The following is a 12,070-nucleotide window of genomic DNA, read 5'->3' on the forward strand; positions in this document are numbered from 1 at the left end:
GGCGATGCAGAGACTGGACGCACATTGCCACTTCTGGCGGCTGGACCGGGGCGATTACGGCTGGCTTGACGGACAGGGTGGGCCGCTACAGCCCATCCGCCGCGATTTCGCGCCCAAGGATCATCCGGGGGGCGGGTCGGTCATCGCTGTTCAGGCCGCGCCGACGCTGGCCGAGACCGACTATCTGCTGTCGCTGCCCAGTCCGCGGATCATCGGGGTGGTGGGCTGGGTCGATTTGACCTCTGCTGCCGCTGTGGACGACCTGACCGCGCGGGCGACGAATCCTCGGTTCCGGGGCATCCGTCCGATGCTGCAGGACATCGCCGATACCGAATGGCTGCTGTCCGCGCCGCGTGCGGATGCGCTGGCGGCGCTGCCCCGGCTGGGCCTGACCTTTGATGCCTTGGTGACAGAGCGCCACCTGCCCATATTGGCGCGTTTTGCCGATGCCAATCCGGATCTGGCCATTGTCATCGACCATGCCGCAAAACCTCAGCCCGGCGACCGTCCGGACTGGGAGGCTGGGATGAAGAAGCTGGCCGGACAGGGGCATCATTGCAAACTGTCGGGCCTGATGACCGAGCTTTCGCCCGAAGGCTTGCGCGATCCGCTGGCGGCGCTGCGCCCGATCGTCGGGCAATTGCTGGACTGGTTCGGTCCTGATCGCCTGATCTGGGGCAGCGACTGGCCGGTGCTGACTCTGGCCGCGCCCTATCCCGACTGGCTGGCACTGACCGATGAACTTCTGGACCAACTGACGCCCGCGGAACGGGTGGCGATCATGGGCGGAAACGCCATGCGCTTTTACGGGGTGGAACCATGACCGAACTGGTGCGGATGGAGGGGATCGACAAGCGCTTTCCCGGCGTCCATGCCCTGAAATCCGTCGGCTTCGACCTGCGCGCGGGCGAGGTCCACGCGCTGATGGGCGAAAACGGCGCGGGTAAATCGACGCTGATGAAGATCCTGTCGGGCGTCTATCACCCGGATGAGGGCCGCATTCTGGTCGACCGGACCGAGGTCGCTGTGCCCACGCCCCGGGCCGCGCAGGATCTGGGCATCGGCATCATCCATCAGGAACTGGCGCTGATGCGCGACCTGACGGTGGCGCAAAACATCTGGATCGGGCGCGAGCCGCGCCTGTCCTTTGGCCGCCTGGATGAGGCCAAGCTGAACGCAGATGCCGCCGCGATCTTTGACGCCATGCATATCCGCATGGACCCGCGCGCCATCGTCGGTGGGCTGACCATTGCACGCCAACAGATGGTCGAGATCGCCAAGGCGCTCAGCTACCGCTCTCGTGTGCTGATCATGGATGAGCCGACTGCCGCCCTGAACGATGCCGAGATCGCCGAGCTGTTCGCCATCATCCGCAAGCTCAAGGCCGAGGGCGTTGGCGTCATCTATATCAGCCACAAGATGGATGAGATCAAACGCATCTCGGACCGGGTGACGGTGATGCGGGACGGGGCCTATGTCGGCACGGTCGAGGCTGCCGATACGCCGATTTCCACGATCATCTCGATGATGGTAGGCCGCGAGCTCAGCGATGAGACGGCCATCATTCCCGACCTGTCCGGCGCGGAAACCGCGCTGGAGGTCAGCCACCTGTCCCGAGGGCATGAGCTGAAGGACATCAGCTTTTCCCTGAAAAAGGGCGAGATTCTGGGCTTTGCCGGGCTGATGGGGGCAGGGCGGACGGAATTGGCCCGCGCAATTTTCGGCGCGGAACCGGCCGATCACGGCGAAATCCGCGTCCACGGCAAGGCTCAGCAGATCCGCACCCCGGCCGATGCGGTCAGTGCGGGCATTGGCTACTTGTCCGAAGATCGCAAGCATTACGGTCTGGCACTGGGGATGGATGTGCGGGCCAATATCGCCATGGCCAGCCTGCCGCGATACGCTGATCGCTTCGGCCGTATAGATGAGCCCGAACTGGGTCGCATTGCCCGCCGCTACATCCAGACGCTCAGCATCCGGACCCCCGGCGACCGGCAGGAATTGCGGCTGCTGTCAGGCGGCAACCAGCAAAAGGTGGTCATCGCGAAATGGCTGCTGCGCGATTGCGACATCCTGATCTTTGACGAACCCACACGCGGCATCGACGTGGGCGCCAAGGCCGAAATCTATCGCCTGCTGAATGAACTGGCCGCATCGGGCAAGGCGATCATCGTCATCTCCAGCGAATTGCCCGAGGTCCTGCGGCTGTCGCACCGGATCGCGGTGATGTGCGAAGGGCGGCTGACCGGCATCCTGCCCGGCGGCGCCTCGCAAGAGGAAATCATGGCTCTGGCCACCAAACGAGAGGGGCTTGCCGCAGAATGACGCTCGAGGACACCACAAACATGAGCGAGAAGCAGGTCCGCCGTGGCGCGGCCCAACAAAAGCTGCTGGCCTTCGCCAGCCTGATCGTGCTGGTCATCGGCTTCTCGCTGGCCAGCCCGCGCTTCTTTCAGATCGACAATATCATGTCGATCCTGCAGGCCACCTCGGTCAACGGGGTGCTGGCGGTGGGGGTGACGATGATCATCATCACCGGCGGCATCGACCTGTCCATCGGGACGCTGATGACCTTCTGCGCGGTGATGACGGGGGTGGTGCTGACATGGATGGGCGCGCCGCTGCTGGTCGGCGTCGCGACCGGCATGGCCACCGGCGCGCTTTGCGGGCTGATTTCCGGCACGCTGGTCGCCAAGGCCAAGATCCCGCCCTTCATTGCCACATTGGGGATGATGCTGGTCCTCAAGGGCATGTCGCTGATCGTTACCGGCACCAAGCCGATCTATTTCAACGATACCGAGGGCTATACCGACATCTCGACCGGCTCGCTGGTCGGCATGGTCATCCCGCAATTTCCGCTGCCGAATGGGGTGCTGATCCTGTTCGTGGTCGCAGGCATCATCGCATGGGTGCTGGGCCGCACCGTGCTGGGCCGCTACACCTTTGCGCTGGGTTCCAACGAGGAGGCCGTCCGCCTGTCCGGCGTCAACACGGACCGCTGGAAGATGGCGATCTATGCGCTGGCCGGGGCGATCTGCGGCATCGCGGGCATTCTGATCTCTAGCCGGTTGAACTCGGCCCAGCCCGCGCTGGGTCTGGGATACGAACTTGAGGCCATCGCGGCGGTGGTTATCGGCGGCACCTCGCTTTCCGGCGGGCGCGGCACGATCACCGGCACGCTGATCGGCGCGCTGATCATGTCGGTGCTGACCAATGGATTGCGTGTGCTGTCGGTTGCGCCCGAATGGCAGACCGTCGTCACCGGCATCATCATCATTGTGGCCGTCTATGCCGACCAGCTTCGCCGCCGCTCGGCCAACTGATTTCACCGTGAACATCAGGGAGGAAAACATGTTCACAAGACGCAGACTGATCGGCGCGGCTACCGCGCTGGCATTGATGGCCGGGGCGGGTCAAGGCGCGCTTGCCCAGGATAAGCTGTATATCCCGCTGATTTCCAAGGGGTTCCAGCACCAGTTCTGGCAGGCGGTCAAGCTGGGGGCCGACAAAGCCGGGGCGGAACTTGGGGTCGATGTGACCTTCGAGGGGCCGGATAACGAAACCCAGGTCGACAAGCAGATCGACATGCTGGCTGCGGCTTTGGCCAAGCAGCCCGCCGCCGTCGGCATCGCCGCACTGGACAGCCAGGCCGTGATCCCGCTGCTGAAGAAGGCGCAAGAGGCCAAGATCCCGGTGATCGCCTTCGACTCGGGTGTGGACAGCGATATTCCGGTTGCCACCGCCTCGACCGACAACATGGCCGCCGCCGCGATGGCCGCCGACAAGATGGGCGAACTGATCGGTGGCGAAGGCAAGATCGCCGTCGTGGCCCACAGCCAGACCTCGTTGACCGGCGTGCATCGCCGGGACGGGTTCGTGAACGAGATCAAGGAGAAATTCCCCAAGATCGAGATCGTGACCGTCGAATATGGCGATGGCGACCACCTGAAATCGACCGAGATCACCAAGGCGATCCTGGCCGCCAATCCCGATATCAAGGGCATCTTCGGCTCGAACGAGGGCTCGGCCATCGGCGTGCTGAACGGCGTGCGCGAGATGGGGGCCAAGGTCGTGGTGATCGGCTTCGACTCGGGCAAGGCGCAGAAGGATGCGATCCGCTCGGGCGAGATGGCCGGTGCCATTACCCAGAACCCGGTTGGAATCGGCTATGAAACCGTCAAGGCCGCCGTCGCTGTCTCGAAAGGCGAAACCGTGCCGAAAAACGTCGATACCGGCTTCTACTGGTACGACAAGTCGAACATCGACGCGCCGGAAATCGCGGCGGTCCTTTACGACTGATACCCCTCGCCGGGGGCGTCCTGCCCCCGGCCCATTCCATGAGGACAAGATGAAGCTTCCGAGCAACGGCCGGCTTGGCCGAGAGGTGAAGGCATGACCAAGATCACCGGCCTGCGCACCGTCGATGTGCGTTTCCCGACCAGCCAGCATCTGGACGGCTCGGACGCGATGAACCCGGACCCGGATTATTCCGCCGCCTATGTCGTGCTGGAAACCGATGGCCCGCATGAGGGCCACGGCCTGACCTTCACCATCGGTCGCGGGAACGAAATCTGCGTGGCCTCGATCGAGGCGCTGCGCCCCATCGTCAGCGGCCTCGATCTGGGCTGGATCGCGCAGGATATGGGGCGGTTCTGGCGGCACATCACGTCGGACAGCCAGTTGCGCTGGATCGGCCCCGACAAGGGCGCGATCCATCTGGCGACCGGTGCGGTGGTCAATGCCGTCTGGGATCTATGGGCGAAATCCGAGGGCAAGCCGGTCTGGCAATTGGTGGCCGAGATGTCGCCTACTGAACTGGTCCGCTGCATCGACTTCCGCTACCTGACCGATTGCATCACCCCCGAATGGGCGCTGGAATTCCTGACCGCTCAGGCTGCGGGCAAGTCGGATCGCATCGCGACCCTCAAGGTCGAGGGCTATCCCTGCTACACCACCAGCGCCGGCTGGCTTGGCTATGACGACGATAAGCTGCGCCGCCTGTGCCGCGAGGCCGTCGATGCCGGTTTCCGCCATATCAAGATGAAGGTCGGTCGCGATCTGGATGACGACATCCGCCGCCTGACCATCGCCCGCGATGAGGTCGGCCCGGACGTCAACCTGATGATCGACGCGAACCAAGTCTGGGAGGTCGATCAGGCCATCGACTGGGTCGGCAAGCTGTCCTTCGCCAAGCCGTGGTTCATCGAGGAACCGACCAGCCCCGATGATGTCGAGGGTCATCGCAAGATCCGTGAGGGCGTGGCCCCGGTTCAGGTCGCCACTGGCGAGATGTGCCAGAACCGGATCATGTTCAAGCAGTTCATCATGCGCGGCGCGATCGACGTGGTGCAGATCGACTCATGCCGCATGGGTGGCTTGAACGAGGTGCTGGCCGTCATGCTGATGGCCGCGAAATACGGCCTCATGGTCTGCCCCCATGCCGGAGGCGTGGGCCTGTGCGAATATGTCCAGCACATGTCGATGATCGACTACCTGTGCATCGCCGGCACGCGCGAGGGGCGGGTCATCGAATATGTCGACCACCTGCATGAGCATTTCCTTGATCCCTGCACGATTGTCGACGCGGCCTATATGCCGCCGTCCATGCCCGGCTTTTCCATCGAGATGAAGCCGGAAAGCCTTGAAACATACCGATTCAAGGGGGCGTGATGGATCTGCATCTGCAAGGCAAGGTAATCGTCGTTACCGGCGGCGGCTCGGGCATCGGCGCGGGCATCACCGAGGTTCTGTCCGAGGAAGGGGCGCGGGTGGTGATCGTCGCCCGCCGCGCGCCTGATGCCGAATGGCTGGCGCAGCGAGGGGCGGATTTCGTGCAGGCTGAACTGTCGGATGACGCCGCCTGCCGCGCTGCGGTGGACACCATCCATCAGCGGCATGGCAAGGTTTACGGCTTGGTGAACAATGCCGGTGCGAATGACGGGGTGGGGCTGGACAAGGGGCCGGACGCCTTCCGCGCCAGCCTCGACCAGAACCTGATCCATTACTACATGATGGTGCATCTGCTGCGGGACGACCTGCGCGCCACGACCGGCGCGGTGGTCAATATCAGCTCCAAGACCGCGCTGACCGGGCAGGGGGGAACCTCGGCCTATGTGGCGGCCAAGGCGGCGCAGCTGGGCATGACCCGCGAATGGGCAGTGGAATTCCTGCCCGATGGCGTGCGCGTCAATGCCATCGTCGTGGCCGAGGTGATGACGCCGCTATATCGTCGGTGGCTGGACACAATGCCTGACCCGGATACGCGGCTGGCCGAGATCACCCGCAATATCCCGCTGGGCGGTCGCATGACCACCGCGCGCGAGATTGCGGATTGTTGCGCCTTTTTGCTGTCGGACCGCGCCAGCCATATGACAGGGCAATGGCTGCACCCGGATGGCGGCTATGTGCATCTGGACCGGGCGGTGCAACCCTTGGCTTAACTGGCCTTGCCGGGCAGTTCTGCCGTGACCAGTTCATTGCTGACGCTCAGCGTGTCGCCGTTGCGCGAGAAGCAATAGCTTTCGCCCTTGTGGCCGGGCAGCGAGAAGCTGACCGCGTCGCCGTCATGCAACTCCATCTCCACCCGCTTGGGCTGGCCTTCGGCGTCCTTGCCAATATAGGCGGCATGGACGCGATAGCCGGCATCCCGCGATTTGGTGAAATAAACCGCCATGTCTGTTTCGGTGCCGGGCAGGGTCGCGCCCTGCAGGGGCTTGTTTAAGGTGATTTCCCCGGCATTGGCGGCAAAGGGGGCAAGGGCGATGGCCAAGGCAAGGATAGCGGGCTTCACGTCATTCTCCTGATTTGTAGGTCTTGCTGGACAGGTGGCGCGATGTGCCGCAAAACTCAAATCGATCCAAGCTATGACGGACATAAGCGGAATGGATTTTCAGCCCCGGGACCTTGGTTTACTGGTGTCGCTGGATGTGCTGCTGGCGGAACGTAGCGTCACTTTGGCGGCGCGAAGGCTGGGGATCAGCCAACCCGCGATGTCGGCGCAGCTGTCGCGACTGCGGCAGGTCTTTGGCGATGACCTGCTGGTCGGCAATGCGCATGGCATGTCGCTGACCCTGCGGGCCGAAAATATGCGCCAACCTCTGGGCGAGGCGATCGACAAGCTGCGGACGCTGGTCTCGCGCGAGTCAAGCTTCGATCCCGAAACCGACAGCCGGCATTTCCGCATCTCGGGGACGGATCTGTCGCTCAGCGTGCTTCTGCCGCGCCTGATGTCGGAACTGGCCGCTCGCGCGCCCGGTGTCACCATCGAGGCCGTGCCGATGGCGCTTGACCTGTTGGCCGGCCGCATGGAGCGGGGCGAACTGGATTTTGCCGTCACCAGCGCCGAGAATGCGCCGCAGCACTTCCCGGCACGCCTTCTGGCCGAGGAGCATTTCCGCGTGATCTGGAGCGCCGATCATCCCGAGTTGCGTGGCCCACCTGATCTGGAACAGTTCTGCCGGTTGCAGCATGTCGTGGCGCTGGCTCCGGGCGGCGGCATTCGCGATGAGGTGGATGATGCCCTGTTCCGCATCGGCAAGACGCGCGAGGTCGGCGCGCGCGTGCCAAGCTTCCTGCTGGTGCTGCCGATCATCCGCGCGACCCGGATGATCGCGGTGGTGCCTGGACGGTTGGTCGAATCCCAGCCCGAAGGACTGAACATCGCCGCTCCGCCCCTTGATCTGCCGAATTTTCAGGTTTTCCTCAGCTGGCATCGTCGATTGCATCAGGATGCCGCCTGCCAGTGGTTTCGCCGCCTGATTGCCGAAACGGTGGCGGGTGGCCCGGTCGAGGACTGACCGGGCCAGTGGCGGTCAACTAAGCAGGTGCACCAACCACAGGGTAATGACCGGGAAGGCGACAAGGATCACGATCCGCACCATGTCGCTGATCAGGAAAGGCAGCACCCCACGGAAGCTTTCCAGCATTGGGACATCCTTGGCCATTCCGTTGATGACAAAGACGTTCATTCCGACGGGCGGGGTGATGAGCCCGACCTCGACCACGACCACGGCCAGAATGCCGAACCAGATCAGGGTGTCCTCGCGGCTCATGCCGAAATCGAGACCCGCGATGATCGGGTAAAAGATCGGGATGGTCAGCAGCAGCATGGACATGGAATCCATCACGCAGCCAAGCGCCAGATACAGCAGCAGGATCGCGCCCAGCACCAGCATCGGCGACAGGCCCATGTTCTGGATCGCCTGCGCCGCCAGCATCGGGGTCTGGGTCTGCGCAAGGAAGGCGTTGAACATCTCGGCCCCCAGCATGATCAGAAAGATCATCCCCGAGGTCTGGGCAGTGCCGCGCAGGCAGGCCATCAGCCCGGTTAGCCGCATCCCGCCATGCAGGATCGCCAGCACGCCCGCGCCGAATGCACCGACCGCCGCACCCTCGGTGGGGGTGAACCAGCCGCGATACATGCCGACGATGACCAGTGCAAAGATCAGGATGATCGACCATGTCTCGCGCAGCGCGGCAATGCGTTCGGGCCACGCGACGCGGGGACCGGCAGGGCCTTCCTCGGGGCGATAGCGGACATAGATCGCGACGGCGATCATGTAGCCGATGGCCGCCAGCACGCCGGGGATCATTGCGGCCACGAACATCTTGGCGATGCTCTGTTCGGCCATCAGCGCGTAAAGCACCAGAATGACCGAGGGCGGGATCAGGATGCCCAAGGTGCCGCCCGCCGCCAGCGAACCGGTCGACAGCGCGCCCGAGTAATTGTAGCGCCGCATCTCGGGCAGGGCGACCTGACCCATGGTGGCTGCGGTTGCCAGCGAACTGCCGCAGATCGCGCCAAAGGCCGCGCAGCCGCCGATCGAAGCCATGGCCAGCCCGCCCTTGCGATGGCCCAGAAAGGCTGCGGCGGTGCGAAACAGCGCGCGGCTCATCCCGGCCTTGGTCGCGAATTCGCCCATCAGCACGAACAGCGGAATGACCGACAGCGAATAGGTCGAGAACTGATAATAGGTCGAGGTTTTCAGGAAGGCGAGCAGCGGCATCGCACCGGTGAACAACGCATAGCCCCCGATCCCCACCGACAGCATCGCGACTCCGATGGGGATGCGGATGGCCATCAACGCAAGCAGCGCGGCAAAACCCATCAGCCCGGCGGCGATCCCGGTCATGCCCGCGCCCCCCGGATATGGCCGAGGAATGTCGCGGCGCAGGTTGCCACCAGCAGCGTCATGGCGGGCAGGATCACGGTGAAGCTGATCCAGATCGGCAGGCGCAGGACCATGGTCTGTTCGCCATATTGGCGCATCTCGGCCGCGCCGTGACACAGCCGCCACAGCAGCAGCGCGGCGATCAGCAGGTAAAGCAGGTCGCCAATGGCCTCAAGGATGTGGTTCACGCGCGGCCCGGTCTTCTGGGTGAAGAAATCGACCAGCACATTGCCGCCATTCACCTGACACCATGGCAAAAAGCAGAAAATCGCAATGGCGCTGCCCACCTCGACCAACTCAAAATCGCCGGGGATGGGTTTGCCGGTGGCCGCGCGCAGGATGACACTGGTGACGGTCATCAGCATCATCGCCAGCAGCGTTGCTCCGCCCAGCCCGGCGAAGAACCGGCAAAGGGCGGCCAGCCAGCCGGGCACCGCGACGGATTGCGCGTGTTCGGTCAGTGTTTCGGCTGTCATGTCGCCCTCCGTCACGTCACTTGCCCTTGGCCGCAGCCAGCATCGCGCGGGCGTCGTCCAGCATTGCCTGACCGTCATGACCGGCATCGGTCATCGATTTCACCCAGGCATCGACGACAGGCTGGGTTGCACCCTGCCATTCGGCCAGATCGACCTCGGGGATGACGGTGATCTTGCCACCCGCATCGATCGCCTTTTGGCGCTCGGCTGCTTCGGCGGCGTCAAAGGCCTTGCCTGCCATGTCGGCCAGCGCCGCGCCCGTATTTTCGTCGATGACCTTCTTCAGATCGTCGGGCAGGGCGTCATACTTGGCCTGGTTCATCACCAGCGCCATGACCGAGGTCGACAGCCCGCCATTCTCGGCCCCGAATTCGGCATGATCCTTGGTCACGCTTTCGATCCGAAGCGAGCCAAAGACCTCCCACGGGATCACCGCGCCATCGATGACGCCGGTGGTCAGGGCCTGCGCGATTTCCGGCACCGGCATACCGATGGGGTTCGCGCCAAGCGCGGCCAGCCCGTCCGTCATCATCCGCGAAGGGGTGCGGATCTTCAGCCCGCCCAGATCGGCTTGGGCCGCGACCGGCTTGTCCTTGGTATGGACCTTATAAGCGGCGGGGGCGTGGATCAGCAGCGGATGCACGTCCTTCAACTCATCGCCCATATACTTCGCCTGATACTGCTGCAGTGCCGCAGTGGTCTGGGTGGCGCTGCCGGACAGGAAGGGCAGTTCGAACACTTCCGAGATCGGGAATCGGCCCGGCGTATAGCCCAGCAGCGTCCACGAAATATCAACCACGCCGTCGCGGGCCTGATCGAAAAGCTGTGGTGGCTTGCCCCCCAACTGCATCGAGGGGAACAGCTGGACATCGATCCGGCCACCCGATTTTTCCTCGATCAGCTTTTCCCACGGCGCCAGCACGTCTTTGTGCATCGGTGCCTCGGCCGACAGGAAGTGATGTACGCGCAGCGTGACCTCCTGCGCGGTGGCAGATCCGGCAACCGCAATCGCGGCAATCCCGGCAAGCAGGATCGTTTTCATCCTCAGTTCCTCCCTCTTGTCCTGATTATTCTGGGGTTCCCGCGCGGTCCCGCGTCATGGCGGTGATGGGACCCGGAAGGCTACCGGGCATGGCTATGGCCGCCACGCTTCGGTGCGCGTTCAGCGCCACAAGCTGCCTGCATCCGACAATGCAAGATTGCGCAGATTGCACCTTTTTCTTCCTCCCTATCAAAGGATTGCATGTAGCGAATGAAATGTAAAATGCGGTAATCGACAGTTTGATTATCAAAATTGACAAGCAACGGACCCAACCCATGGACCGCCGCATCAAGCTTCGACACTTGCAGGCCTTCGTCGAAATCGTGCGCTGTCGCAGCCTCAAGCGCGCGGCCGAAGGGCTGCATCTGACCCAGCCCGCAATCTCTCGCGCATTGTCAGAACTTGAGGAGATCGTCGGTGCGGCGCTGCTGGTTCGGGGGCGGGCAGGGGTGACACTGACCCCGCAGGGCGAGTTGCTGCATAACTTCGCCCAGGCCAGCCTGACCTCGCTGGAACAGGGTTTGGCGGGGTTGCGCGGTTTTGCCCCCGAAACGGATACGTCGCTGCGCATTGGCGCGCTGCCCTCGGTGGCGGCGCGCTTGCTGCCGCAGGTGGTGTTGGAGATCGCCTCGGTTGCGCCGGGACTGCGACTGAACATCATCGATGGCTCGCACCTGCACCTGACGCGCCTGCTCAATGACAAGGAGTTGGACATGGTCATCGGCCGCATGGGCGAGCCCGAGGCGATGCGCGGCCTGAGTTTCACCCAGCTTTACATGGAGGAAGTTGCGATCGTCGTCCGGCCCGGCCATCCGATCCTGAACGCGCCGGACCTGCGCCGGATCGGCGATTGGCCGGTGATCTATCCGCCGCATTCGGCGGCGATCCGTCCGATCGTGCGGCGTCTGTTGATCTCGCAGGGGGTGGCGTTGCCGCATAACCGGATCGAAAGCGTGTCGGTCGGCTTCGGGCGGGCGCATGTACTGGGCAGCGACGCGATCTGGTTCATCTCGGCCGGAGTGGTCGCACGCGAGATCGCCGAGGGGCAATTGGTGCGTCTGCCGGTCGATACCAGCGCGACACGGGGCGCGGTCGGGCTGATGATGCGGGCAGGCGATCCCGATACCACGGAACGGCGACTGTTTGCGCAGGCCATCGACCGGGTGATCCGCCGGTTGGGGCTGGCGCGAAATGTCTAGAGCTCCGGCGGAATTTCGCGCCCGCAAGCGGGGCAACCGGCGATGCTCCGCCCAGTTCCTGTTCGTGATGGACGCGGGTTTTTTGTCGGTCTAGGGTTGTCATCAAAATCCGGACTGCGGGCTGTTCGCGTTCGGGATAACAGGCAGAGACAGGCGTGCAGTCACAGCGAAGCGAGGCGACCG

12 protein-coding genes are annotated in these 12,070 nt (G+C 63.7%); 8 read left to right on the forward strand and 4 right to left on the reverse strand.

The window, feature by feature from the left end; genetic code table 11:
• Nucleotides 1–4 precede the first annotated feature (4 nt).
• From GL300_RS15190 to GL300_RS15215, 6 genes are all read left to right on the forward strand, one after another.
• Nucleotides 5–823: an amidohydrolase family protein gene (locus GL300_RS15190; protein WP_155040502.1), complete on the forward strand. Its 819-nt coding sequence runs from the start codon at nt 5–7 to the stop codon at nt 821–823.
• Nucleotides 820–2,325, forward strand: a complete 1,506-nt coding sequence (locus GL300_RS15195; protein ID WP_155040503.1) for a sugar ABC transporter ATP-binding protein — start codon at nt 820–822, stop codon at nt 2,323–2,325. The genes GL300_RS15190 and GL300_RS15195 overlap by 4 nt, the downstream gene beginning before the upstream one ends.
• Nucleotides 2,326–2,345: 20 nt before the next feature.
• Nucleotides 2,346–3,323 (forward strand): ABC transporter permease, encoded by a 978-nt coding sequence (locus GL300_RS15200; protein WP_192336660.1) that lies wholly within the window; start codon nt 2,346–2,348, stop codon nt 3,321–3,323.
• A 28-nt stretch (nt 3,324–3,351) separates the two neighbouring features.
• The gene (locus tag GL300_RS15205; RefSeq protein ID WP_155040505.1) at nt 3,352–4,299 is read left to right on the forward strand and encodes an ABC transporter substrate-binding protein; all 948 of its coding nucleotides are present in this window, start codon (nt 3,352–3,354) and stop codon (nt 4,297–4,299) included.
• Between the two features lie 93 nt (nt 4,300–4,392).
• Nucleotides 4,393–5,670: an L-fuconate dehydratase gene (locus GL300_RS15210; RefSeq protein WP_155040506.1), complete on the forward strand. Its 1,278-nt coding sequence runs from the start codon at nt 4,393–4,395 to the stop codon at nt 5,668–5,670.
• Nucleotides 5,670–6,440, forward strand: a complete 771-nt coding sequence (locus tag GL300_RS15215) for an L-fucose dehydrogenase (protein ID WP_155040507.1) — start codon at nt 5,670–5,672, stop codon at nt 6,438–6,440. Before GL300_RS15210 ends, GL300_RS15215 begins: the two co-directional genes overlap by 1 nt.
• On the opposite strand, the gene GL300_RS15220 is transcribed toward GL300_RS15215, so the two are convergent.
• The gene (locus tag GL300_RS15220; protein WP_155040508.1) at nt 6,437–6,790 is read right to left on the reverse strand and encodes a hypothetical protein; all 354 of its coding nucleotides are present in this window, start codon (nt 6,788–6,790) and stop codon (nt 6,437–6,439) included. The genes GL300_RS15215 and GL300_RS15220 overlap by 4 nt on opposite strands.
• A gap of 91 nt (nt 6,791–6,881) precedes the next feature.
• On the opposite strand from GL300_RS15220, the gene GL300_RS15225 reads away from it, so the two are divergent.
• Nucleotides 6,882–7,796 carry a LysR family transcriptional regulator gene (locus GL300_RS15225; protein ID WP_170297683.1) on the forward strand — a complete coding sequence of 305 codons (915 nt, stop codon included), beginning with the start codon at nt 6,882–6,884 and terminating at the stop codon, nt 7,794–7,796.
• A 15-nt stretch (nt 7,797–7,811) separates the two neighbouring features.
• Here GL300_RS15225 and GL300_RS15230 read toward each other — a convergent pair whose 3' ends face one another.
• The 3 genes from GL300_RS15230 to GL300_RS15240 are packed head-to-tail and all read right to left on the reverse strand — an operon-like array spanning nt 7,812 to nt 10,688.
• Nucleotides 7,812–9,131: a TRAP transporter large permease gene (locus GL300_RS15230; RefSeq protein ID WP_155040510.1), complete on the reverse strand. Its 1,320-nt coding sequence runs from the start codon at nt 9,129–9,131 to the stop codon at nt 7,812–7,814.
• Nucleotides 9,128–9,646: a TRAP transporter small permease gene (locus tag GL300_RS15235; RefSeq protein ID WP_155040511.1), complete on the reverse strand. Its 519-nt coding sequence runs from the start codon at nt 9,644–9,646 to the stop codon at nt 9,128–9,130. Before GL300_RS15235 ends, GL300_RS15230 begins: the two co-directional genes overlap by 4 nt.
• Nucleotides 9,647–9,662: 16 nt before the next feature.
• The gene (locus GL300_RS15240; protein ID WP_155040512.1) at nt 9,663–10,688 is read right to left on the reverse strand and encodes a TRAP transporter substrate-binding protein; all 1,026 of its coding nucleotides are present in this window, start codon (nt 10,686–10,688) and stop codon (nt 9,663–9,665) included.
• A gap of 275 nt (nt 10,689–10,963) precedes the next feature.
• Here GL300_RS15240 and pcaQ point away from each other — a divergent pair, with 275 nt between their 5' ends.
• The gene (gene pcaQ, locus GL300_RS15245) at nt 10,964–11,887 is read left to right on the forward strand and encodes a pca operon transcription factor PcaQ (protein WP_155040513.1); all 924 of its coding nucleotides are present in this window, start codon (nt 10,964–10,966) and stop codon (nt 11,885–11,887) included.
• Nucleotides 11,888–12,070 lie beyond the last annotated feature (183 nt).

Origin of the sequence: Paracoccus litorisediminis (assembly GCF_009711205.1) — a bacterium.
GTDB lineage: Bacteria > Pseudomonadota > Alphaproteobacteria > Rhodobacterales > Rhodobacteraceae > Paracoccus > Paracoccus litorisediminis.